General features: G+C 64.2%; 23 protein-coding genes. 19 read left to right on the forward strand and 4 right to left on the reverse strand.

Going from position 1 to position 22,202, the window contains the following annotated elements; genetic code table 11:
- The first annotated feature begins 10 nt into the window (after positions 1-10).
- The 5 genes from HPA02_RS12380 to HPA02_RS12400 all read left to right on the forward strand — a co-directional run bounded on the left by HPA02_RS12380 (position 11) and on the right by HPA02_RS12400 (position 3,982).
- The gene (locus HPA02_RS12380) at positions 11-499 is read left to right on the forward strand and encodes an acyltransferase (RefSeq protein WP_146803514.1); all 489 of its coding nucleotides are present in this window, start codon (positions 11-13) and stop codon (positions 497-499) included.
- Positions 499-1,284, forward strand: coding sequence for an NAD-dependent epimerase/dehydratase family protein (locus HPA02_RS12385; RefSeq protein ID WP_146803515.1), 786 nt, complete (start codon positions 499-501; stop codon positions 1,282-1,284). The genes HPA02_RS12380 and HPA02_RS12385 overlap by 1 nt, the downstream gene beginning before the upstream one ends.
- A 12-nt stretch (positions 1,285-1,296) precedes the next feature.
- On the forward strand, positions 1,297-2,079 hold the full coding sequence (locus tag HPA02_RS12390) for a cephalosporin hydroxylase family protein (protein WP_146803516.1): 783 nt from the start codon (positions 1,297-1,299) through the stop codon (positions 2,077-2,079).
- Positions 2,080-2,120: 41 nt separating this feature from the next.
- Positions 2,121-3,455 (forward strand): UDP-glucose dehydrogenase family protein, encoded by a 1,335-nt coding sequence (locus HPA02_RS12395; RefSeq protein ID WP_146803517.1) that lies wholly within the window; start codon positions 2,121-2,123, stop codon positions 3,453-3,455.
- A gap of 188 nt (positions 3,456-3,643) precedes the next feature.
- Positions 3,644-3,982, forward strand: coding sequence for a hypothetical protein (locus HPA02_RS12400; protein WP_146803518.1), 339 nt, complete (start codon positions 3,644-3,646; stop codon positions 3,980-3,982).
- 147 nt (positions 3,983-4,129) lie between these two features.
- Here HPA02_RS12400 and HPA02_RS12405 read toward each other — a convergent pair whose 3' ends face one another.
- The 4 genes from HPA02_RS12405 to HPA02_RS12420 form a co-directional block, all read right to left on the reverse strand.
- Positions 4,130-4,600 carry a DUF4234 domain-containing protein gene (locus HPA02_RS12405; RefSeq protein ID WP_146803519.1) on the reverse strand — a complete coding sequence of 157 codons (471 nt, stop codon included), beginning with the start codon at positions 4,598-4,600 and terminating at the stop codon, positions 4,130-4,132.
- Between the two features lie 34 nt (positions 4,601-4,634).
- Positions 4,635-4,985 carry a hypothetical protein gene (locus HPA02_RS12410; protein ID WP_146803520.1) on the reverse strand — a complete coding sequence of 117 codons (351 nt, stop codon included), beginning with the start codon at positions 4,983-4,985 and terminating at the stop codon, positions 4,635-4,637.
- 195 nt (positions 4,986-5,180) lie between these two features.
- Positions 5,181-6,008 (reverse strand): SrfA family protein, encoded by an 828-nt coding sequence (locus HPA02_RS12415; RefSeq protein WP_146803521.1) that lies wholly within the window; start codon positions 6,006-6,008, stop codon positions 5,181-5,183.
- 451 nt (positions 6,009-6,459) lie between these two features.
- Positions 6,460-7,086 carry a flagellar basal body-associated FliL family protein gene (locus tag HPA02_RS12420; protein ID WP_146803522.1) on the reverse strand — a complete coding sequence of 209 codons (627 nt, stop codon included), beginning with the start codon at positions 7,084-7,086 and terminating at the stop codon, positions 6,460-6,462.
- 413 nt (positions 7,087-7,499) lie between these two features.
- Here HPA02_RS12420 and HPA02_RS12425 point away from each other — a divergent pair, with 413 nt between their 5' ends.
- From HPA02_RS12425 to motB, 14 genes are all read left to right on the forward strand, one after another.
- Positions 7,500-8,480 carry an ABC transporter substrate-binding protein gene (locus HPA02_RS12425; protein ID WP_146803523.1) on the forward strand — a complete coding sequence of 327 codons (981 nt, stop codon included), beginning with the start codon at positions 7,500-7,502 and terminating at the stop codon, positions 8,478-8,480.
- Positions 8,477-10,435, forward strand: coding sequence for a diguanylate cyclase domain-containing protein (locus tag HPA02_RS12430; protein WP_146803524.1), 1,959 nt, complete (start codon positions 8,477-8,479; stop codon positions 10,433-10,435). The genes HPA02_RS12425 and HPA02_RS12430 overlap by 4 nt, the downstream gene beginning before the upstream one ends.
- Positions 10,436-10,552: 117 nt before the next feature.
- Entirely contained in the window at positions 10,553-10,924 is a 372-nt protein-coding gene (locus tag HPA02_RS12435; RefSeq protein WP_146803525.1) for a hypothetical protein, read from the forward strand.
- A 64-nt stretch (positions 10,925-10,988) separates the two neighbouring features.
- Positions 10,989-11,222: a DUF2835 domain-containing protein gene (locus tag HPA02_RS12440; RefSeq protein WP_146803526.1), complete on the forward strand. Its 234-nt coding sequence runs from the start codon at positions 10,989-10,991 to the stop codon at positions 11,220-11,222.
- Entirely contained in the window at positions 11,219-14,434 is a 3,216-nt protein-coding gene (locus HPA02_RS12445; protein ID WP_146803527.1) for an EAL domain-containing protein, read from the forward strand. Before HPA02_RS12440 ends, HPA02_RS12445 begins: the two co-directional genes overlap by 4 nt.
- Before the next feature lie 106 nt (positions 14,435-14,540).
- Positions 14,541-16,238 (forward strand): HD domain-containing phosphohydrolase, encoded by a 1,698-nt coding sequence (locus tag HPA02_RS12450; protein WP_146803528.1) that lies wholly within the window; start codon positions 14,541-14,543, stop codon positions 16,236-16,238.
- A gap of 170 nt (positions 16,239-16,408) precedes the next feature.
- A complete protein-coding gene (gene fliS / locus HPA02_RS12455; protein ID WP_146803529.1) occupies positions 16,409-16,840 on the forward strand; it encodes a flagellar export chaperone FliS in 432 nt (143 codons plus the stop codon).
- Between the two features lie 2 nt (positions 16,841-16,842).
- A complete protein-coding gene (gene fliT / locus HPA02_RS12460; protein ID WP_146803530.1) occupies positions 16,843-17,244 on the forward strand; it encodes a flagellar protein FliT in 402 nt (133 codons plus the stop codon).
- Complete coding sequence (gene fliK, locus HPA02_RS12465; protein ID WP_146803531.1) at positions 17,241-18,623, forward strand: flagellar hook-length control protein FliK; 1,383 nt, start codon at positions 17,241-17,243, stop codon at positions 18,621-18,623. Before fliT ends, fliK begins: the two co-directional genes overlap by 4 nt.
- The gene (locus tag HPA02_RS12470; RefSeq protein WP_146803532.1) at positions 18,620-18,904 is read left to right on the forward strand and encodes an EscU/YscU/HrcU family type III secretion system export apparatus switch protein; all 285 of its coding nucleotides are present in this window, start codon (positions 18,620-18,622) and stop codon (positions 18,902-18,904) included. Before fliK ends, HPA02_RS12470 begins: the two co-directional genes overlap by 4 nt.
- 313 nt (positions 18,905-19,217) lie before the next feature.
- Positions 19,218-19,550 carry a flagellar transcriptional regulator FlhD gene (gene flhD, locus HPA02_RS12475; protein ID WP_146803533.1) on the forward strand — a complete coding sequence of 111 codons (333 nt, stop codon included), beginning with the start codon at positions 19,218-19,220 and terminating at the stop codon, positions 19,548-19,550.
- Between the two features lie 3 nt (positions 19,551-19,553).
- Complete coding sequence (gene flhC, locus HPA02_RS12480) at positions 19,554-20,132, forward strand: flagellar transcriptional regulator FlhC (RefSeq protein ID WP_146803534.1); 579 nt, start codon at positions 19,554-19,556, stop codon at positions 20,130-20,132.
- A gap of 228 nt (positions 20,133-20,360) precedes the next feature.
- Positions 20,361-21,224, forward strand: a complete 864-nt coding sequence (motA, locus tag HPA02_RS12485) for a flagellar motor stator protein MotA (RefSeq protein ID WP_146803535.1) — start codon at positions 20,361-20,363, stop codon at positions 21,222-21,224.
- Positions 21,221-22,183, forward strand: a complete 963-nt coding sequence (gene motB / locus HPA02_RS12490; protein WP_146803536.1) for a flagellar motor protein MotB — start codon at positions 21,221-21,223, stop codon at positions 22,181-22,183. Before motA ends, motB begins: the two co-directional genes overlap by 4 nt.
- Positions 22,184-22,202: the final 19 nt, after the last annotated feature.

Here is a 22,202-nt window from a genome sequence, read left to right on the forward strand (position 1 = left end):
TGGAGAAAGCATGATAGTCATTAGTTCTAATGCACATGTTTCTCGACTGGCAGATATAGAGGATAGTGTGCGAGGTAGCGAGATCTTCATTGATGATTTCGCTGTGGTCGATAGTTTTGTCAAGATCAAGCCTGCCGGTGGTGCGGGAAATTGTTATGTCGGGAAGAGGAGCGTCATCAATTCTGGGTGCGTCATATATACTGGGAATGGCGTGCACATTAGTGATGACGTGGCTGTGGCTGCCAATTGCGTTTTTGCGCCCGTAAATCATGAGTTCAAGGAGAAGAAAGCTCTAATCATGAAGCAGGGGTTTCAGCCAAGTCGCGGAGGAATTATAGTCGAGAGTGATGTCTGGATTGGTGCCGGCTCCATTATCTTGGATGGGGCCGTACTGCGTCAGGGGTGCGTTATTGGCGCCGGGTCTCTCGTCCGCGGAGAGGTTCCTGCTTATAGCATTAATGTTGGGAATCCCCTTGTCCTGAAAGGTTGGCGGAACTGATGTTTACCATATTTGGTGCGTCTGGTTTTATCGGTGGTTACTTGGCAAGACACCTTGCTAGGCAGGGATATAAAGTCAATACACCTACTCGGGATTCATTGCCGAATAAAAAAAATCTTGGTCATGTTATCTATTGTATAGGTATGACCGGAAATTTTAGAGAAGACTTTTCTGGGGCAGTCGATTCCCATGTAATGACTCTGCAAAGGCTGATGGATAACAATGAGTATTGTTCATGGCTTTACCTTTCAAGTACAAGAGTCTATGGGGGGGGGGGCGCTGAATCCGTTGCAAATGAAACGAGCGAGATTTTTGTTAGGCCTGGTGGTGATGCAATATATGATATAAGCAAGTTGCTTGGTGAATCCGTTTGTTTGGCTAAGAAAAATTCCTCGGTAAGGGTAGTAAGGCTATCGAATGTCTATGGCCTTGGTCAGAGCAAGTTTACGTTTCTAGGATCCATAGTCGAGGACCTTTTGACTCGAGGTGAGTCGATTGTTCATGAGTCTCCCGATTCGGAAAAAGATTACGTTTCAGTTCATGATGTCGTTGAGTTGTTACCAAAAATATCTCTGTATGGAAAGGAGCGAATCTATAATGTTGCGAGTGGTAGAAATACAAGTCACGAATCATTAGTCAGGTGTGTGGAAGGTGTGTTTGGTGGGCGAGTTTATTTTTCTCCTGGCGCCAAAAAAAGGGCCTTTCCTTTAATTGGCATAGAGCGCTGCTTGGGTGAATTTGACTTTTTTCCTCGTAGCGTTGCTGATGGTTTGGATTTCTATTAGTGAGGTGAGGTTATGGTAGATCCGATAGCTGGTTTTGAAGAAGAAAGGCGTCATCAAGTGTCTGGATACTCCGATGACGCATCGTGGAAAATGCTTTCTCATCAATGGCTAGAGCGTGCTTTTCAACAACGCTATATGTACAACTTTAACTGGTTAGGGAGGCCAATAATTCAGACGCCTACCGATATTGTCGCTGTTCAGGAGCTGATCTGGGAAGTCAACCCTGATGTCGTGGTCGAGACGGGGATCGCTCATGGAGGGTCTCTGATGCTCAGTGCATCAATGCTTGCCTTGCTGGATTATCGTGAGGCCATTGACAATGGGACTCTGCTAGATCCTAATGACCCTAAAAGAAGAGTGATTGGTATTGATATTGATATTAGGCGACACAATCTCGATGCGATTAGGTCACACCCTATGTCTAATCGTATTGACATGATTGAAGGATCCTCGATTGATGCTGAGGTGATAGGTAGAGTGAAGCGTGATCTGGGAGAAGATAAAAAAGTCCTGGTGATGCTGGACTCCAATCATACTCATGATCATGTGCTTTCTGAGCTGGAAACATATGCACCACTAGTGAGTAAGGGGAGTTACTGCATTGTTTTCGATACTTTGGTAGAAGATCTTCCCGAGTCGTGTTCCAGTGATCGCCCTTGGGGACCGGGAAATAACCCCAAGACGGCGATAAAAGAATTTCTTGAATCTCACTCTGAGTTTGAAGTCGATAAATATTTAGATGATAAGTTGATGGTTAGCGCCGCCCCTCTGGGCTTTCTTAAGAAGGTCAGGTGAATGTTCGGTAGTTTCTTATTCAGTAGACAAGGCCTTGCTTTATGAAGGTAGCAGTCTTCGGCAGCGGCTATGTAGGGCTGGTTACCGCCTGCTGCCTGGCCGACGTGGGGCACCATGTAGTATGCATGGACGTGGATGACGAGAAGATCGCCCGACTCCGTCGTGGTGAGGTGCCCATCTACGAGCCGGGGCTGAGCGAGCTGGTGCGTCGCAACCTGGCAACGGGGCGACTGCACTTCACCACCGAGGCCGCCGAGGCGGTGGCCTTCGGTACCCTGCAATTTATCGCCGTGGGTACGCCACCGGACGAGGATGGTAGCGCCGATCTTCAGTATGTGCTGGCGGTGGCCGAGAGCATCGGCCGTCATATGCGTGACTTCAAGGTCATCGTCGACAAGTCCACGGTGCCGGTGGGGACCGCCGAAAAGGTGCGGTCCCAAGTGGCCGAGGCGCTGGCCGAGCGCGATGTGGAGATTCCCTTCGAGGTGTGCTCGAACCCGGAGTTTCTCAAGGAAGGCTCGGCCATCGAGGATTTCAATCACGCGGCACGGATCATCGTGGGCACCGAGAGCGAGCGCGTCCGGTCGCTGATGCGCGAGTGTTATGCCCCCTATATCCGCCGCCAGGAGAAGCTGGTGTTCATGAGCGTGCGTTCGGCGGAGCTGACCAAGTATGCCGCCAACGCCATGCTGGCCACCAAGATCAGCTTTATCAACGAGATGGCTAACCTGACCGAGCGTCTCGGGGCCGATGTGGAGGAGGTGCGCCGTGGCATCGGTTCCGATCTGCGTATCGGCTATCACTTTATCTATCCCGGCTGTGGCTATGGCGGCTCCTGCTTTCCCAAGGACGTGAGCGCCCTGGCGAAGACTGCCTCCGAGGTCGGCTATGCGGCGGAGTTGCTCGATGCGGTGGCGGCGGTCAACCGACGCCAGAAGCGCACGCTGTTCGACAAGCTCTCGCAGGCCTTCGATGGGGAACTGGCCGACAAGACCATCGCCGTCTGGGGATTGGCCTTCAAGCCCAACACCGATGATATGCGCGAGGCACCCAGCCGTGAATTGTTGGAGTCGCTATGGCAGGCCGGGGCCAGGGTGCGAGTCTTCGATCCCAAAGCGATGGAAGAGTGCCGGAGGCTGTATGGGGAACGGATGGACCTACGGCTGTGTCGAGATCGAGAGGCAGCGGTCGATGGGGCCGATGCCCTGGTGATCTGTACCGAGTGGAAGGAGTTTCGCGCCGTGGACTTTGCTTGGCTACGCGGGGTGCTGCGTTGCCCGGTGGTGGTCGACGGCCGCAATCTCTATGATCCATCCCTCGCCAAGGATGCCGGGCTCCTGTACTACGCCGTGGGGCGTGGGGCTTCCCTGAACTGACCGGGGAACCGGAGGTCGGCACTTAGTCATCGGGTAAGCCGTGGTAGAAGCCGGCCACTCGGCGCTCGCGCAGTGCTTCGATGATGTCGTCGCCAAGTGGGGTTCTCAAGCTTTATCCGATATAGCCGATAGCAGGGGGAAGCCATTGTTCCAATGTGATGCCCTACCCCTATCGTCGGAGGAGACTCGTGAGCCTGACCGCCTGCCATTTTCTCGAGCATATTCTGCCCAAACTGGGGCAGATCGAGACCTATGCCTCCCTGACCCTGGATCGGCAGATTCGCGATGGGTTCGACGAGCGGCTGCGCGAGCAGCGTCGCCGTCAGCGTCAGGCCCTGACGCTGCAGCTATTGCCGATTCGTATGAACTTCGAGAGCCTGACCCGGCGTTACGCGCATGACTTGCGTCGCGCCGAGGAGGGCAAGAGCGATGCGATCCTCGAGCCGGATGCCAGCGAGCGGGAGGCGATCGCCAGCCTGGAGGCCATGCATCGGCAGCTGGGGCTGGGGGAGCGTGATCGGGAGTGATGGATAAGCGGGCGGTCCCTTGGCGGGGCAGGCGGCATAGCAAACAGTGACTTAGCAAGAACGGAGCAGGCCCGGCACTATCATGCGCCGGACCTGCTGCCAGTTGGGATGGCTTAATGGGCGCTCAGACCACCCAAAGCCCTGCCTCTAGGCTTCGACGCCCTCGGCATCATTCCCTGCGAGGATATTCTGCTTCCGCTTGGCCTCGGGTAGGTCGTTGATGCAGTAGTTGACGTAGTAAAGCGTAAACAGAATGGTATAGAAGGCGTTGGTCTTGAGGTCGACTTTATGCTCGTGAAGTGCATATTCCTGGACGGCTTTTCTTGCCTTGAAGGCCCAGATGATATAAAGCACCCATGAGGCGATCGTCAAGAGGCCCGCGATCATATCGATGGATACGTCGCCGCTTCCTGCCAGGGCACCCCCAAGCCCCACGCAGACGGCAATCCAGATAATAAAACTGGAGCTGGCGATATGGTTCTTGGTGATCCGCTCGATGGTCAAGGTATTCTTGTAGATCCACAGCAGCGGGTAGATCCCACCGGTAGCGATGGTCAGCAATACCAGGTGCAGGGTCTTGGTGTTCAGGCTGTCTTTTAGCTCGTTGATAGTACTCATCTGAAATTTCCTCCTTTGTTAACGGTTCCAGGTATCACAGTCCATAGACATTGACAAAGAATTCCTCGCCATCATCCGTTAGCTCTACGGTATAGGTGATAGGCGCTTCGTCCGACTGACCGGTATTGCTAGCCGACATGACCAGCTGAGCCGCGCACTCATGCGCCCCTGTCTGCTCGTCTGTCCATGTGGTCCTGATTGCCTCGACGGAATAGCTGAAGAGTGACGCGAAATCCCTCCCATACTGTCTCGCCATCTCTCTATCGGCGATATCCTTGACCAGATCCGTCGTCTCTGTGTCACCGCACTTCGGGACACTATTGGAGCAACCGGAAATGGCGATCATCGCTGTCGTGGCGAAAAGAATCGAGATCCCTTTGGGCATCATGCTTGTCCCTTTTCTCTGCGTTTTTGATGATTTATGTATTGCTATTTTTGTTTTTTTTTGGATTGTACGCCGGAGGTGTGGCCGGATCTATTGTTCTGCTTGCTGAAGTATTAAGGTCGTTTTCATATTAGTTTCTGCGACTTTTTATGGTGAGGTTGGTAGTTTTGTGTGTTTTCGTCAGCTCTTCTGGTGTTATCCAGGGCAATAGCTAGCATTTAATGCCTCCCGGCCGGCATCCTTGAGCATATCGCTTACGGCATCGGCATCCTGTGAGCCGAATACCCGGCCACCGGTCGCTTCGGCGATGCAGTCGGACTGGCCGCTGTTCGAGATGTCCATGACATTGATCCTCAGGCGAGGCTGTTGCCGGGCGATCTCCCGCGCGATGGCGCATTGGTCTCGGCCGCAGCCATCGACACCATCGATGAAGGCGAGAATCACGGCGTCGCGTTCCTGACCATCGACCAGTTGCGCGGCTCGTAGCAGGCTGTCGCCGAGGGGGGGGGCATCGTCGGCGATCAGCTCGTTGACGCCCTGCATCAGGTGTGGCCGTTCATCCGCGGCGAACATGCCGTGGACTCGCGGAGCCATGCAGCCCTTACCCCAGAAGGCGATGACGGGAGTGCCATCGACCAGGTAGATGAAGGCCTCGTCCGGAAAGTGGCACACCCACTGCACCAGCCGGGTGAACACCTCATGATCACCGCCTTGCCCCTCGGGAGGTGCCCGATGGAGGACGATAACTTCCTGGCGAAAGGCCTCCAGTTGGATGCGTGCATCCTCGCGTTCGCCTTCGGTGGCGCTTCCCCAGGGGATCGCCTCGCCGGAAATGCCGCTATACCAGTCGACGCCCTTGCCTTGCTGGTCGCGTTGCGGGATGGCCAGGTGCCGCTCCCTGCCCGGTAGCCGTCGGGAAATGACCTTGCGGAGCTGAAGCGCGGAGTGGTAGACCGGCTGCCCCGTTTCTCCCAGGGCCCGGAAATGCTCGATCTTGCCGCTATGCAGCAGAGTCGCTGACATGCTCGCCTCTTCTTTTGACATGGCCGCCTGTGCCGAGGGCGCAGTGCCTGGGGGTGCCAGGAGTCATAGGAAGAGCACGAGCAGGGGCGCCGAGCGCGCCATGCTCTTTCGGTGGGGTTCCTGCACTTGCTATGCCATCCCTTGCGTTCTGAGTCGGCCGATCGGTATCGGCTTCTTGTATGTCTCTAATTTGCAACAATATAAATTAGCATGCGTGGCTGTCTATGGGAAGCGGCTCGCCGTGTGGTGGCTTGTGCGATGTGTCCACGCACCATATCGGCCACTCGTCGGGTGACTTGAGGCATTTGCTGCTATGCAGTAGGTCGGATGGCTGGCGATGCCGAATGCTAGAGGCGATGAGGAGTGGCGTAGCGCTGAGCGGCTCGTATCGGTGTCGGAGGGCAGGTGGTCTCGGCGGACCACCTGTTTCTCAGGATGGCGGGGAGGCTAGTCAGGCATTTTCCGCCGAGTTATCGGTGAGTCGGGCCTTGAAGTCGTCCGGCGCGATCTCTTCCCGGTCGCTGGTCAGGATGCGTCCGCCCAGGGCATGAACGTCCAGCACCAGGTCGATAAAGGTGCTGGGATTGCGGACCACGCTACGCTTGTTGATGAACTTGATCAGCACCGAGATGCCGTCCAGTGGTGGGTGCTCGCCCCCCTGATGCAGCGGTGGCAGGCGCCCCGGAGAGCTGGAGTGGGCGATGGTCAACTGGTAGGCGGCGCTCTGGGAGGTGACGTAGTAGACGCCGAGCTCGGCGTCATAGAAGGCGTTGCGCTTGTTCAGCCGCGCGGCGAGGCCGCGATTGGTCGCCTCCGAGGGGGTGTCGAAAACCACGAACCAGCACTGCTTTAGCGCCTGGGTCTGGGCGCGGGAGTGGGGGTGAGACGGGCCACGGGAGGCGCGTCTCGTCGGTGTCGGGGCGGTGTCAGGGCGAGGCGGTGTCGAGGCCGCGCTTTCCTCGGCGGGCGGTGCCGGCGGCTGGCTGTGGATGCTGCGGTAGTAGGCCAGGGCGATACCGAGGGCGATCACCAAGGCGCTGCCGCTGAGAAGTATTGTCCACAACATCTTGGGCTCCATGGCTGCTGACTCCTTGTCATCTTTGTTTTACCGACGCTCCGGTCGGTCGATTGTCTACGACGATCCTGGCGGGGATCTTCTTTTCGAAAGCCGATCGATATCAGGCACCAGGGTCATGGGAGGCTGAGGCAGGGACCGCGGCTGGCTACGGGGCGGTTAGGCGAGGCTTCGGCGTCGCTGGGCACTACCCTTGAGGCTTGTGGGTCCCGAGCGGCACGGCATCGAATAGTCCCTGAACTTATCATCGGTTCGGGCGATAGCTTCTTTAGCCATTTTTTGTGCTTTTTTGTGTACAGGTCTATCGCCATTTGGGCCCCTAGCCTCCTGGGAGATGGTTCGCGCCAGCTAAAGAAATTTCGGCGCTTGCCGATATCCCGTGACAGGAAAAGCAAACGGTCGCTCGGGAGGGCAGGATGCAGCGAGGAGGAGGCGTGGGTCGCCGCGAGGTGCTCGGGGCGCTGGCTGGCCTGACGCTTGCCCCCCTGGCCCTGGCGGGGTGCCGGCCCCTGCCCGCCCTGGCCGTCGGCATCCACCCCTGGCCGGGGTATGAGCCCCTCTACCTGGCCGAGCATTTCGGTTGGCTGCCCGAGCGAATCACCCTGCATGGCTCGGTGAACGCCGGGGCCTCGCTGGCGGCGCTCGAGGCCGGCGACCTGGCGGCGGCCGCCCTGACCCTGGACGAAGTGCTCAAGGCCCGGGTCGCCGGGGTCGCGCTCAGCGTGGTAGCGGTGCTCAACGACTCGGTGGGTGCCGATATGGTGGTGTCCCGGGAGCCCTTGCCATCGCTGGCGGCGTTGGCCGGAGCGCGTCTGGCGGTGGAGCGCTCGGCGCTGGGCGAGCTGGTGCTCTCACAGGTGCTGGCGGCGGCGGGCCTCGGTCGAGAGCAACTGACGCTGGTCGACCTGGCGCCGGATCAACAACTGTCGGCGTGGCAGGCGGGGCGCCTCGATGCCGCCATCACCTACGAGCCCTTTGCCAGCCAGTTATTGCGGGCCGGGGCGATCCGGCTGTTCGACAGTAGCCAGTTCCCCGACCTGGTCCTCGATGTCCTGGCGGTGCGCACCGATATCCTGCGCTGGGAACGCCATGCCATGGCCGATCTGGTGGCGGCCCACTTCCGTGGCCTGGGGCATCTCAAGAGCAACCCCGGAGATGCCCTGCGGCGTATCGGGGCCTGGCGGGGCCTGACGCTGGCGGAGGTACGACGCACCTATGCCGGCCTGGAGTTGCCGGGGCTGGCGGCCAATCACGCCTACCTGGCCGACGACGGCGTCGTGATGCGCGCCGCGAGTCGCATCAACTCGTTGCTGGTCGAGCGCGGCCTGATGACGCGCCGGGCCGATCTGACCGGTCTGGTCTCGCCCCATTACCTGCCAGAGGGGGCCTGGCAATGAGCCGGTATGTGTGCGGGTGGCTGTTGGGGCTGATGTTGCTGTTTAGTGCGGCGGCCAAGGCGGGCGCCGCTCTCGGCGATGAGCGCGTCGCCGAGGGCGATATCGAGCCTCGGGAGGTGCTGACCCTGGGCATCTTCGCCTATCGCCCCGTCGAGGTGATGGAGGCGCGTTACCGTCCCCTGGCGGAGTACCTCGGCGAGCAACTGGGAGACACCCAGGTGAAGCTGGCGGTGCTCGGCCTGGACGAGATCGAGTCGGCCATCGCCCATCGCCGGGTCGACCTGCTGATGACCAACCCCAGTCATTATCTCCAGGTGCGCAGCCGCAGCAGCCTCACCGGGGCCCTGGCCACCATGATCAACTTTCAGGAAGGGGCGGCGGTGACCCACCTGGGGGGAACCATGATTCGCCTACGGGAGCGTCGGGAGCTCCAGACCCTGGACGACCTGCGCGGACGACACATCGCCATCCCCGGGCGGCGCTTCCTGGGCGGCTTCCAGGCCCATGCCTATGAATTGCGGCAGGCCGGTATCGATCCCGACCGTGAGACGCAATTGATCGAGGTGGGCAGCCATGATGCCGTGGTCGCGGCGGTGCTCGAGGGGCGCACCGAAGCGGGCTGGGTGCGTACCGGTATTCTCGAGCGCATGCAGGCCGAGGGGCGCCTGGATGGCTCGCGGCTGGCGGTAATCAATGCCCAGCAACTGGTCGACTTTCCCTACCGGGTCTCCACCCGGCTCTATCCGGAATGGCCCTTTATCGCCCTGCCGCAGGTGGCCCCGGCGACGGTGCGTCGGGTGGCGGTGGCGCTCTTCTCGCTATCGCCGCAGCACCCGGCGGCTCAAGCCGCGCAGATCGCCGGCTTCGCCCCGCCCCAGGACTACCTGCCGGTGGAGCAGTTGGCGCGCGCGCTGCGCCTGCCGCCCTATGATGCCATGCCGGCCTTCACCTGGCGGGATATCTGGGGGCGCTACTGGCAGGTGCTGCTGGGCCTGGGCGGGGCGCTGGGAGTGGTGATTGGCCTGCTGCTGCTGCTGTGGCGGGGCAATCGGCTGCTGAGCCAGCAGCAGGATCGCCTGCGCCTACTGGCTAGCGTCTTCGGCCACGCCCACGAGGGCATCCTGATCACCGACCCGCGTGGCGTGATCCTCGAGGTCAACGGCGCCTTTGAGCGAATCACCGGCTATCGGCGTGGGGAGGTGGTGGGGCGCAATGCCCGGGTGCTCGGCGCCGGGCGCCACGAGCCCGAGTTCTTCGCCTCCCTGTGGCAGCGCCTGCTCGAGCTGGGGCAGTGGGAGGGCGAGGTCTGGAATCGCCGCAAGGGCGGCGAGGTCTATCCCCAACGCCTGACCATCAGCGCCGTCACCGACGAGGCGGGACGCCTGCAGTGCTATGTGGGACTGATCGCCGATATCAGCCAGCTCAAGGCGCATCAGCAGGCCCTGGAGCATGCCGCCCAGCACGATGTGCTGACCGGCCTGCCCAATCGCTTGCTGCTGGCCGAGCGGATCAATGAGGGAATGCGCCAGGTGGCGTGCCATGCCCACCACCTGGCGGTGGTCTTTATCGACCTGGATGGCTTCAAGGCGATCAATGATCGCCATGGTCACGAGGTGGGCGACCAGTTGCTGGTTGCCCTGGGACAGCGCATGCGCGAGGTGCTGCGGGAAGTCGATACCCTGGCCCGGCTGGGTGGCGACGAGTTCGTGGCGGTGATCACCCACCTGGAGGCCCCGGCGCTGGGGGAGGCGGTAATCGAACGGCTGTTGACGGCCATCTCGTCACCGGTGTGGTTGGCGGCGAATCTCGAGGTACGGGTCTCGGGTAGCCTCGGCGTTGCCTATTATGGCCCCGGGCAGGCGGCGGATGCCGACACCCTGCTGCGGCATGCCGACCAGGCCATGTACGCGGCCAAGGGCAAGGGCAAGAATCGCGTAGAAATGGCACCGCTTTGAGGGCTTGTTTCAGGCTTTGTTGATTCAACCCCCACCGGGGGCGGCCGATAAAGACAGTAGGTCCCTGCCTCTTCTCCTGAGCAGGGAGGGATGATGAGTCTCAGCTAAGGAGTGTCGGTGAGAATAACCACACAATTTACCGTTGCCCGGGATAGCGAGGGGGGGTGCCATGGTCGCTGGCGACTGCGCTGTGCATCGCGCCCCGAGGTCACCCTGTCGTATCATCGCTGCCGTGAGGCGGCACAATTGTCGCTGCTGCGTATCGAGGGGCTGCCCGACTCCCTACTCGAGCTGCTATGTCGCAAGGCGGCCAAGCTATCGCCGTCGCGGCGTCTCGCCCTGGCCGAGGAAGTGGGGCTAGTATTGGAAACCTGGCCCGATCATGACCTGGAGCACGAGCTGCGTCTGCTGGCCTTCAATCACTGCGCGTCCATAGTGGATACCGCCGAGGCGGCCCTGGCCCTGCTCGACCAGCGTCGAAGCGCCTGAGCGGCCTCAAGTCCGGGGCGCACCGGCCGATAATCCGAGGGTCGGTGTCACCGAGGAGCCCCGTGTGCCGAGTATCGATATTCGACTCGCGTTGTCCGCCGAGGCCTGCCTGGCCCACTACGAGGGGCGTATCGAGCGGGTCATTGCCCGTAGCCTGGATGGTCGCCGGGTGGCCTTTCCCGCGGTGGCGCTGCGGCGACTGGTCGGTCGGGATGGCGTGCATGGCTGCTTTCGGCTTCACTTCAGCGCCGCCGGCCGATTCGAGTCGATCACGCCGTTAGGCCAAGGAGGTCCATGAACGACGCTTATCAGGAAGTGGCCGCCGCCGAGGCGCGACCCGACGCCATCGATGCCCGGGCCGCCTTTCGCCGCCTGGCCGATAGTCTCGAGGCCCATGGTGACTTCTTCGATCGCCTGAGCCGCTGCCTGGCCGAGATCCTCGGCGTCGATCACCTCCTGGTGGCGCGTATCGAGGGCGACTTGGCCCATCCCCTTAGTTTCTGGTCCCGAGGCGAGCATCGCCACGCCGCGCCTTATCCGCTGGCGGGGACGCCCTGCGCGTCGGTCTCCGACCGCTCCCTATGCCTTTTTTCCCGCGGCGTCGCCGCGCGCTTTCCCGACGATGCCCAACTGGTCGAGCTGGAGGTGGAGAGCTATCTCGGCGTGTCCATGTGCGCCCCCGACGGCCGCCCCCTGGGGCTGGTGGCGGCGCTGGATTCGCGCCCCTTGCCGGGCTCCTCCTTGGTCGAGGAGTTGCTGCGCCTGGCGGCGGCCCGGGCCGGGGCCGAGCTGGCCCGGCAGCTGGCGGAACGTCAGCAGCGCATCAGTACCCGCCGCCTGGAGACCCTGCTGCGCCACCTGCCGAGCATGATCTATCGCTGTCATCATGATCCCTACTGGACCATGGAATATGTCAGCCAGGGCGCCCGGGGGATCACCGGTTATGCCCCCGAGGCCCTGCTCGGCGAGCATGCCCGACGCTTCGCCGGCCTGATCCATCCCGCCGACCAGGAACGACTGGTGGTCAGCGTCGAGGAAGCGATGGCCGCCGAGCGGCCCTTCGCCGTCAATTACCGCCTCTATACCGCCGACGGCGAGCTGCGCTGGGTCCGCGAGCAGGGCCAGGCGGTGGTGGACGAGAGTAGCGGCCTGTGCATGATCGAGGGGGTGATCAGCGATATCAGCGATCACAAGCGCCACGAACGCCAACTGGAGGCCAGCAATCGCGCCCTGCGCCTGCTCAGCCGCTGCAATGCGGCCCTGATTCATGCCGCCACCGAGACGCAATTGCTGCAGGCGGTGTGTCGCCTGGCGGTGGAGGTAGGGGGCTATCGCTTCGCCTGGGTGGGGGAGGCGCGCCACGACGGTGCCAAGAGCATCGTGCCCCTGGCCCAGGCGGGCATCGGCACCACCTACCTGTCACAACTCTCGCTGAGCTGGTCGGCCGAGACGCCCAGCGGGCGGGGGCCGGCCGGGCGTGCACTGCGCAGCGGCCGGGCCGAGGTGGTGTCCTGCATCGACGATGACCCGGGCTTCGTCTGGCGGGAGGCCGCCCGTGCCCATGGCTACCATGGCGTGGTGGCGCTACCCCTGAAGCAGGAGGGCCGCCCCTTCGGCCTGCTGGTGCTCTACCAGGGGCGGCCCCAGGCGGTATCGGCGGACGAGCTTCGGCTGCTGGGCGAGCTGGCCGATAACCTCGCCTACGGGGTCACCACCCTGCGCAATCGCCGCGAGCAGCAGCAGATCCAGCAGGCGGTGCTGACCATCGCCGGCGCCGTCTCGGCGCGCGGCGGCGATGAATGGCTCGATCAGTTGGCGCGACAGATGGCCAAGGCGGTGGGTGGCCAGCTCGGCTTCGTGGCGCGCCTCGACTCCGACACGCCGGGGCAGGCCACCACCCTGGCGGCGGTGGTGGATGGCGAGAGCCTCACGAATTTCAGCTATCTCCTGGCGGGCACGCCCTGCGGTCAGGTGCTCGAGGCCGGCGAAGTGGTGGTGCACGATCAGGCCGCCGCCGCATTGCCCCCGGCGCTGCGTGATTCCCTGGGCTGGGTGCGCGGCTATGCCGGGCGCCGCCTCGAGAATGCCGAGGGACGGGCGATCGGCCTGCTGGGGGTGATGTTCGCCGAGCCCCTGGAGGAGGCCACCTTCGTCACCAGCCTGCTGCAGATCTTCGCCTCGCGGGTTGGGGCCGAGCTGACCCGTCAGGCCGATGAGGCCAATATCCGCCGTTTGGCCTATGAGGATGCCGCCACCGGCCTGCCCAACCGTACCGCCTTCACCGAACGCCTGGAGCGGGCCCTGAAAGCGTCCCGTGGACGCCCCCTGGCGCTGCTCTTCCTCGACCTTAATCGTTTCAAGGAGATCAACGATACCCAGGGCCATGACGTGGGGGATCGGGTGCTCGCCGGGGTGGCGGAGCGCTTCGCCGCGGCCCTCGGCGAGGGGGAGTTCCTGGCTCGTTTGGGGGGCGATGAGTTCGTGGTGATGGTCGATCCCGCCGATCGGGTCGCGGCCTGTGCCGCCGCGGAGCGGCTGCAGCGGGCCCTGGCGGCCCCGCTGCGGATCCTCCATCAGGCCTTCGAGGTGGCGGTCAGCATCGGCATCGCCCTCTATCCACAGCACGCCGCCAGCGCCCGGGAGCTGCTCAAGCATACCGATATCGCCATGTACCATGCCAAGCAGCGCGGCGAGCGCTACTGCGTCTTCGAGCCGTACCTGGGCACCCGAGTGGGCGAGCGACTGCGCATGGCGGCGCGACTGGCCTGGGCCCTCGAGCATGATGGCCTGAGTCTCTACTTCCAGCCCCAGGTGGACCTGGCCAGCGGGCGCCTGGTGGGTGCCGAGGCGCTGTGTCGCTGGTTCGATGACGAGCTGGGGGCGGTGAGCCCGGCGGAGTTCATTCCCCTGGCCGAGGAGCGTGGCCTGATCCACCGCCTGGGGGCCTGGGTGATCGATGCGGCCTGTCGTCAACTGGCCGCGTGGCGGGCTCGGGGCGTCGACTTCCCCGGACGCCTGGCGATCAACGTGGCCTCGGCCCAGTTCGAGGACGAGCAGCTGTTCGATGAGCTGCAGGACGCGCTGGCGCGGCATGGGGTGGCATCGGAGTGCCTGGCGCTGGAGCTCACCGAGAGCGGCTTCATGCATGACCCCGACCAGGCCGTGGCCATTACTCAGCGGCTCAAGGCCGAGGGCCTGGCGCTGCATATCGATGACTTCGGCACCGGCTACTCCTCCCTGGCCTACCTCAAGCGCTTCGACGCCGACAAGATCAAGATCGATATCTCCTTCGTGCGCGACATGCTCAGCGACGCCAATGATCACGCCATCGTCACCACCATCATCGCCATGGCCGAGAGCCTGGGGCTCTCGACCCTCGCCGAGGGCGTGGAGTCGCGGGACCAGGCCGAGGCGCTGCGGGCGCTGGGCTGTCCCGAGGGGCAGGGCTATTTCTATTCGCCGCCGCTGCCGGAGGAGGCCTTCTGCCGGCAGTGGCTGGTCGCCGAGTAGCCCGGGCTCAAGTCCGGCGCATCGCGGCCGATACCCGGTAATATTTCCGAAATGCCGTCGCGGCCCTCCGGTCGCGACGTCGACGGCTTGTTGAATGAGGACACGGATGGCGCCGCAAGAGACCCGCTACCTTCGCGTGGACAGCCCCCTGGAGCTCCACGAACTGCTGGAAAGCCTGACCGAGCCCGGCGGCGCATCGCTGCGCCTGGAGGGCGAGGGCGAGGCGTCGCTGCCGGTGCTGGTGCTGGACGCCCGCCTGGGCGAAACGCTGCTGCTGGATATCTCGGCGATCCGCGAGATACTCGGGCCCTTGCGCCGCGGCCAGCGCTTTCGGCTGGAGGGGCAGGTGCATGGCAAGTTGCTGCGCAGCCCCTGGCTGAGCCTGGAAGAGAGCCACGAGGTGGACGGCCGCCTGCAGTGCAGCAGTGCCTGCCCCGAGTGGCTCGAGGTGCTGCAGCGCCGCGCCAGCTATCGCGCCGAGCTGCGCCTGAGCATGGAGGTGGGAGTGATCCTGCGCGCCCTGCATGGCGAGCTGGGCGGCGCCTCCAGCCTACAGGGCGACCTGCGTGACCTCTCGGTGCAGGGCTGTCGGGTGGAGCTGCCGGCCATGGCCTCGGGCGCCCTGCCGCAGGCCCCGGAGCGCCTCGAACTGGAGCTCTGTTTCCCCAGTGGGCAGCGCTTCTCGGTGCAGGCCGAGGTGCGCCACCTCAAGCCGGAGCCGGAGCGCTACCTGGTACAGGCGGGGTTCCATTTCGTCGATATCACCCCCGAGCAGGAACGCCTGCTGTGGTTCTATGTGCGCGAGATCGAGCGGGAGGCGGCGCGCCACGCCAGCGATGGCGATACCACCCGGGCCCCCTCGGCACTGTTTCAGTCCTCGGAAGCAGCGCCCCAGGTGGGGCGGCGTCGCGCCGAGAGCTATCCCACCGGCATGGCGCGGCGCCTGGCGCGCCTGGCCGCCTACCTGGATGCGCAGCTCCTCGACCTGCAGCAGGGCCATGGCCTGGATAGCATCGAGCTCTCGCGTAACGCCGACCGCCTGCTGATGCTGCTGGACGAGGATCGCGAGGAGCTGCTCTTCGCCCTGAGCTGCCTGACCCATGAGGCCCAGTTGGTGCAGCACGGCCTGGCGGTGGCGGTGCGCCTGGTGGATCTGGTCGCCACCCAGCAACTCCCCCAGGGGCTGCGCAAGAGCCTGGTGGCGGCGGCGATGATCCATGACCTGGGCAAGGGCATGCTGCCCGCCGAGCTGCAGCATGCCCAGAGCCTCAATGCGGCCCAGTACCGTCAGCTCAAGGCGCATGTGGCGCTGATCCTGGATCAGGCGGCACCCTGTCACTGGCTGTCGCGCAGCGTGGTCACGGCGGTGGTGGGAGGTATCAACGAGCGCCTGGATGGCAGCGGCTATCCCGATGGCAAGCGCGGCCCCGACCTGCCCGAGCTGGCGCGCCTGGCGGCGGTGGTGGACGTGGTGGATGCCATGGGGCGGCCGCGCACGGATCGTCCGGCCTGGAGTGTCGCGAGCATCTATCGCCATCTGTTGAGCCATCCGGAGCGTTTCGAGCAGCGCTGGGTCAAACGCTATATCGCCCATTTCGGGCGCTTCCCGGTGGGCACCCTGGTGCGCTATGCCGGTGGCGAGCTGGCCTGGGTGCGGCGCCTGGATCGCCAGGGCAAGCCCAGCCAGGTCAGTCGGGTCGAGCAGGCCGCGCGCCCCCAGGCGGGCCTGGCGGCGCCGCTCTACGATGGTGCCCTGGCGGCCCTGGGCGAACCGGTCGAGGCGTTGCCCCTGCCGCCGGCATAAATATGCTCGACTGGGCTAAAGTGCCCATCGGGACCGCCGATAAGGGGAATTAGCGACGAGGATGCTGTCTTATCGCTCCCTGACCGCGGCAGGGTGTCGGTCACAATAGGTAAGTCGAGAGTCACCGCCGGTAACCCAGGGGCGCCGGTGGATCAACGAGGAGTCCGATGATGAGTGCCAGACGCGGCGCAGCCGCCTATGCCAAGGGTCATGCCAAGGGCGCCGGCGCCTATGCCCGAGTCGGTGTCGAGAGCGGGGTGATGGCGGCCAGTCCCCACCAACTGATCGTGATGCTGTTCGATGGCGCCCAGGCGGCGATTCGTGCCGCCCGGCTGCATATCGAGCAGGGCAATACGGCGGGCAAGGGGCAGTCGATTTCCAAGGCCCTGGATATCGTCAACAACGGCCTGGCGGCGGCCCTGGACGAGGAGAAGGGGGGCGAGGTCGCCACTCAACTGGCCGGGCTCTACGACTATATTGGCCGGCGCCTGCTGCAGGCCAACCTGCGCAACGATACCGATGCCCTCGATGAGGCCGAACGCCTGCTGGAGGATATCGGCTCGGCCTGGCGCGAGATCGGTCGCGCCGACCAAGGGGGCTAAGCATGACTCACCACCCTGAATCCGCGGCGAGCGATGCCGAGCGCCTGCTGGCGGCCTACGAGGCGCTGCTGGAGCGCTCCACTCGGATGCTGGCCAAGGCCCGGGAAGAGGCCTGGGATGCCCTGATCGAGGAGGAGTCCCACTACGTGCTGGAGGTGGAGCGTCTCGCCCGGGAGGATCAGGGGCTGGAGCTGGAACCGGCGCAGCGCGAGCGCAAGGCCGGCCTGCTGGAGCGCATCCTCGAGCAGGACATGGAGGTGCGTCGCCATCTGGTGGCGCGGCGCGACGAGCTGGGCGAGCTGATCGGCAACTCCCGGCGCAAGCGTGACCTGGAGCGGGCCTATCGCAATCCCAGCAGTGGCGTGATCGAGGCCCGGGCGCGCTTCCCCGAAGGCTCGTCGTGAGTGGTATCACTCCTATCCTCGACACCCTCTTGCACCAGGTGCTGGGCAAGCGGGTCGATCATCCGCCGCCCCGGGATCTCAACGAACCGGTGCGGCCCCTCAACGCCTCCGACGCCGCCCGGGCCCTGCACAGCGATTCCCGCCTCGACGGGCGTCGCCCCCCCATCGCCGAACTGACGCCGACCGCCACCCGTGGCGAGGGGCGTCCCGCCCTGCCCGCCGCGCCGGCGGCGCCCCCCGGCGGCTCCTTCCAGACCCACTTCAGTCCCACCGCCCACACCATCGCCGACCTGCTGCTCAGGTTCCCCGCCCCGCCCTCGGCGGTGCGTCCCGCGATGCCCTTGATGCCCCAGGGGGAGCCGCCGTCGGCGGATGCCCTGGCCCAGCGCCTGGAGGGCAGTATCCGCCAGAGCGGGCTCTTTCATGAGTCCCATCTGGCGCGCTGGTACCGCGGTGAACTGCCCCGGACCGCCCTGACTCAGGAACCCCAGCAGTGGCGCACTCTCACCTTCCGGCCGGCACCCGCCGAGGGGAACGTCGCCGCGGCGCCCTGGCGTCCCGCGCCTGGCGCCTGGGCTGGCGTTTCGGCCGGTGTTTCGACACGGGGCGCGGCACCGATGGCGGGGGGTGGAGGCGCCTCGCCGCTTCAGATGGTGGCCCAGGCCGCAGGCGCTCAGGGGGGCGCGACCCCGGTTCCCTTCGTGGCGGCCTCGGCGGCTACGCCGACCGGTGGCGAAGCGGCCGGGCGCGGCGGGCTCGCCTTCGCCGAGATCCAGGCCCTGGGGTCGTCCCGGTCGGCCGGGAGCGGCGTATCGCCTGGGGCTGCGTCCGGGGCCATGCCCGGGGCCTCGGCCGCGGCACCCGCGGTGCCGCTGGGGGCCGCCGCGTCCTCGGCGCTCGCCGGCCAGGCGCCGGGCCCCGCCCAGGTCGGCGAAGCGGTCGAGGCATCTCGCGAGCCGGTCCCGCTGCGCGTCGGCGAGCCCATCGCCGAGTCACTGCAGGGGGTGCTGCGTCATCAACTGGAGCTGCTGGTCAATCCGGTGATCCGCTGGGAGGGGGATGTCTGGTCGGGGATCTTTATGGCCCTGGCGATTCAGATGCCGGCGGGCTTCGACGAGCGGGCTCGCCAGGAGGCGGAGGAGGAGGGTGGCCAGGGCGAGGCCTGGGCCTCGGAGCTGACCCTGGTGCTGCCCGGCCTCGGCGAGCTGGCGGTCCAGCTGCGCCTGGTGGCACGGCGCCTCAACCTGACCCTGGATAGCCCCGAGGCCGGCGTCGTGTCGCGTCTCGAGGCCGGGCTGCCGCGGCTGGCCCGGCGCCTCGAGGCGCTGGGTTTCGAGGCCCGCCTGGCGGCGCGGCATAGGCCGGAGGAGGGCACATGAGCGATACCCGGCAGCAGCGGCGGCGTCGCCAGGCGGTGGCCCTGGCCTACCGGGATGGCGACGAGGCGCCGCGAGTCCTGGCCAAGGGCTATGGCGAGCTGGCCGAGCGCATCATTAGCGCGGCCCGCGAGAGCGGCCTCCAGGTCCATGATTCTCCGGAACTGGTGGCGCTGCTGATGCAGCTCGACCTGGATGAGCGCATCCCCCCCGAGCTCTACCAGGTAATCGCCGAGTTGTTGATCTGGGTCAGGGACCTGGAGCGTGATTCCCCCTCATACTAGCTTTCGGTAAATAAGCCCAGCATTTTGTAGCTTTTTGTATGTGATAGGCCCCGTCACGGGACCGGCCCCCCTGGGCAATCATTTGTTTTTGCAACTTAATTGTGAAAATCCGGCGAAAAACCGACCGCTTGCGTGAAACGAGCGTTTTTTGTCGCGACTTGAAAAGCTGTCATAAAAATCCTACAACAACGTACGAAAATGCCTAATCAAAGGCATGCTGATCGTAACAAGCACAAGCATAGCGATCGGCCATAAGAATCGGGGCTCATCGACGCGACCTCGGAACACTTGGGTACGTAGGGAATCTGTCATAATGCAAATGGATAGTGTTCTGGATGATATCCAGGATCTGAATCTGTCGTATCTGCTGCTGGTGCAGCGGCTGCTCAGCGAAGATCGTGCCACGGCCATGTTCCGTCTCAAGATGGACGACGCCATGGCGGATCTGATCCTCTCTCTCTCCGGCAAGCAGCTGGGCCGCCTGGCCCGCACCAATCAGCTGCTGTGTCGCCTCAACTTCGACGATGCCACCCAGCTCGAGCAGCTGACCAGCAACCCCCGCGACCAGGGGTTGGCTTCCTCCCATGCGGCTCTGCTGATGTCGACCATCGGGGCCGGCGCCGCCATCGCCGATGCGAGGGGGTGAGGCGTGGCTGACAAGAGTCTGGTCAAGGAAATGCATCAGGTGCAGCTGGCCATCGAGCTGATCGAGCTGGGGGCGCGCCTGCAGGTGCTGGAGACCGAAACCGAGCTGAGTCGCAGCCGCCTGGTCAAGCTCTACAAGGAGGTGCGTGGCATGTCGCCTCCCAAGGGCATGCTGCCGTTCTCCACCGACTGGTTTATCACCTGGTTGCCGAACGTTCATTCGTCGCTGTTCTACAACTTCTATCGGCGTCTCACCGAAGAGCTCGGTTGTGCCCGCATGGAGGGTTTCGTCAAGGCCTATCGCCTCTATCTGGAGCAGATGGCCTGTGACGACAGCGAGCCGGTGCTGGGGCTGACTCGGGCCTGGACCCTGGTGCGCTTCTTCGAGAGCGAGATGCTCGAGCTCACCGCCTGCACCTGCTGCGGCGGGCGTTTCGTGACCCACGCCCATACCCCCGGTCAGGGCTATGTCTGCGGCATTTGCCAGCCCCCGTCGCGGGCCGGCAAGACCAAGAAGAACCGGCGCGCCGCGGCCGATACCGCTACCGAGGCCCTGCCGGCGGCCCGCCTGGTCGGTCGCTAAGCCTGGCTCCTGGTGTCTCGTGGATGGCCCCGCCCCGGTTTGCCGTGGCGGGGCCAGTCGTATCCGGGCGAGAGTTTTTCGTGTGTCGGCGCCGGTCGGAGAAACCCGCCGAAGGCGAGCGCATTCGACGTCCATGGCGAGATTTTTTCGTGAGATGCCTCAAGTCCCCCGGGGGCATGCCGATAACCCTGGAAGATGCCACCCATGCTGTAGCGAAGGATCCTGGTCGTGCTGATACCCATAGGCTTTCTGATCGTCACCCTATCCGTCTTCGGCGGCTTCGTGCTGGCCGGCGGTAACCTGGGGCCCCTCTACCAGCCCACCGAGATCCTGATGATCTGCGGTGCCGCCGTGGGGGCCTTCGTCGCCGCCAACAATGGCAAGGCGATCAAGGCGACCCTGCGTACCGCCTCGAAGCTCAAGCGTACCACCCGCTATGACAAGGATGCCTACATGGAGCTGATGGCCCTGCAGTACAAGCTGCTGGCCAAGATGCGCCGGGAGGGCATGCTGGGCATTGAGCGGGATATCGACAACCCCCAGGAGAGCGCCCTGTTCAATGAGCATCCGAAGATTCTCAATGATCCGCTGATCATGGGCTTTATCACCGACTATCTGCGGCTGATGGTCAGCGGCAGCATGGATCCCCTGGAGCTCGACGAGCTGATGCTCCACGAGATCGAGGCCTTCGAGCACGAGGCGAGCATTCCCTCCGATGCCCTGGCCAAGGTGGGGGATGCCCTGCCGGCCTTCGGCATCGTGGCGGCGGTGATGGGGGTGGTCAAGGCGCTCAGCGCCGCCGATGCGGGCCCCGACGAGATGGGCGTCATGATCGCCCACGCCCTGGTGGGGACCTTCCTCGGCATCCTGCTGGCCTACGGTTTCGTCAATCCTCTGGCCCATCGTATCGAGCGCCAGGTGGCCGAAGGGGTCAAGATGCTGCAGTGCGTGCGGGTCACCCTGCTGGCCAGCCTCAATGGTTGCGCTCCCCAGGTGGCGGTGGAGTTCGGGCGCAAGGCGCTGCATAGCGCCGAGCGGCCCAGCTTCATCGAGCTGGAGGAGCACGTGCGTGCCGCCAAGGGTGGGGCATGAGCGAGCAGCGTCGCCCGATCATCATTCGCCGCAAGAAGGTGGTGCATAACCACCATGGCGGCGCCTGGAAGATCGCCCTGGCCGATTTCATGACCGCCCTGATGGCGCTCTTCCTGGTGCTGTGGATCCTCTCCTCGTCGAGCCGTGCCGAGCTGGAGGCGGTGGCCGAGTATTTCCGCACGCCGCTCACCACCGCCATCGCCGGCGGGGATCGCACCACCTCCAGCGACAGCGCCATTCCCGGTGGCGGTCCCGATCCGGCCCATGCCGAGGGCGAGATCGCGCGCATCGAGCTGCGCGACCAGAGTCGCGAGGCGGTGGAGCGACAACGCCTGCGCGATCGCGGGCGCGCCGAGGAGCGTCGGCGCCTGCGCGAGCTTCAAGAGCGCATCGAGGCGGCGATCCAGGCCGATGCGCAGCTGCGTCCGCTGCGCGAGCAGATGCGCCTGGACCTGACCCAGGAGGGGCTGCGTATCCAGTTGGTGGACTCCGAGCGGCGCCCCATGTTCGAACTGGGCAGCGATCGGGTCGCCCCCTATATGCGCGACCTGCTGCGTACCATCGCGCCGCTGCTCAACGAGCTGCCCAATCGCCTGAGCATCAGCGGCCACACCGACAGCGTGCCCTATATCGGCGGCAATCGTGGTTACAGCAACTGGGAGCTCTCCAGCGACCGGGCCAATGCCTCGCGCCGCGAGCTGGTGGCCGGCGGCCTGGAGTCGGAGCGGCTGCTGCGGGTGGCGGGCATGGCCGACCGGGTGCCCATGGCGGACACCGCCCCGGACGATGCGGTGAATCGCCGTATCAGCCTGGTGGTACTGGACGAGTGGGCGGCGCAGCAGATTCTCTCCCAGGGCATGACCGCGGACCCCGAGGTGCTGCCGCAAGGCGCCGTCGAAGCATTGCCGGATGGGACCGTCGAGGCGGATGGCGAAGACGCCGCGGCGCCGACGCCCTGAGCGGACCAACGGATACAGC

Source organism: Bisbaumannia pacifica (assembly GCF_007989625.1).
In the GTDB taxonomy this organism is placed as follows: Bacteria; Pseudomonadota; Gammaproteobacteria; order Pseudomonadales; family Halomonadaceae; genus Bisbaumannia; species Bisbaumannia pacifica.

Bases quoted from the DNA above. Each gene is read 5' to 3' on its own strand.
- HPA02_RS12380 (WP_146803514.1), top strand. From the start codon at position 11: ATGATAGTCATTAGTTCTAATGCACATGTTTCTCGACTGGCAGATATA.
- HPA02_RS12385 (WP_146803515.1), top strand. From the start codon at position 499: ATGTTTACCATATTTGGTGCGTCTGGTTTTATCGGTGGTTACTTGGCA.
- HPA02_RS12390 (WP_146803516.1), top strand. From the start codon at position 1,297: ATGGTAGATCCGATAGCTGGTTTTGAAGAAGAAAGGCGTCATCAAGTG.
- HPA02_RS12395 (WP_146803517.1), top strand. From the start codon at position 2,121: ATGAAGGTAGCAGTCTTCGGCAGCGGCTATGTAGGGCTGGTTACCGCC.
- HPA02_RS12405 (WP_146803519.1), bottom strand. From the start codon at position 4,600: ATGAGTACTATCAACGAGCTAAAAGACAGCCTGAACACCAAGACCCTG.
- HPA02_RS12410 (WP_146803520.1), bottom strand. From the start codon at position 4,985: ATGCCCAAAGGGATCTCGATTCTTTTCGCCACGACAGCGATGATCGCC.
- HPA02_RS12415 (WP_146803521.1), bottom strand. From the start codon at position 6,008: ATGTCAGCGACTCTGCTGCATAGCGGCAAGATCGAGCATTTCCGGGCC.
- HPA02_RS12420 (WP_146803522.1), bottom strand. From the start codon at position 7,086: ATGGAGCCCAAGATGTTGTGGACAATACTTCTCAGCGGCAGCGCCTTG.
- HPA02_RS12425 (WP_146803523.1), top strand. From the start codon at position 7,500: ATGCAGCGAGGAGGAGGCGTGGGTCGCCGCGAGGTGCTCGGGGCGCTG.
- HPA02_RS12430 (WP_146803524.1), top strand. From the start codon at position 8,477: ATGAGCCGGTATGTGTGCGGGTGGCTGTTGGGGCTGATGTTGCTGTTT.
- HPA02_RS12445 (WP_146803527.1), top strand. From the start codon at position 11,219: ATGAACGACGCTTATCAGGAAGTGGCCGCCGCCGAGGCGCGACCCGAC.
- HPA02_RS12450 (WP_146803528.1), top strand. From the start codon at position 14,541: ATGGCGCCGCAAGAGACCCGCTACCTTCGCGTGGACAGCCCCCTGGAG.
- fliS (WP_146803529.1), top strand. From the start codon at position 16,409: ATGAGTGCCAGACGCGGCGCAGCCGCCTATGCCAAGGGTCATGCCAAG.
- fliT (WP_146803530.1), top strand. From the start codon at position 16,843: ATGACTCACCACCCTGAATCCGCGGCGAGCGATGCCGAGCGCCTGCTG.
- HPA02_RS12470 (WP_146803532.1), top strand. From the start codon at position 18,620: ATGAGCGATACCCGGCAGCAGCGGCGGCGTCGCCAGGCGGTGGCCCTG.
- flhD (WP_146803533.1), top strand. From the start codon at position 19,218: ATGCAAATGGATAGTGTTCTGGATGATATCCAGGATCTGAATCTGTCG.
- motB (WP_146803536.1), top strand. From the start codon at position 21,221: ATGAGCGAGCAGCGTCGCCCGATCATCATTCGCCGCAAGAAGGTGGTG.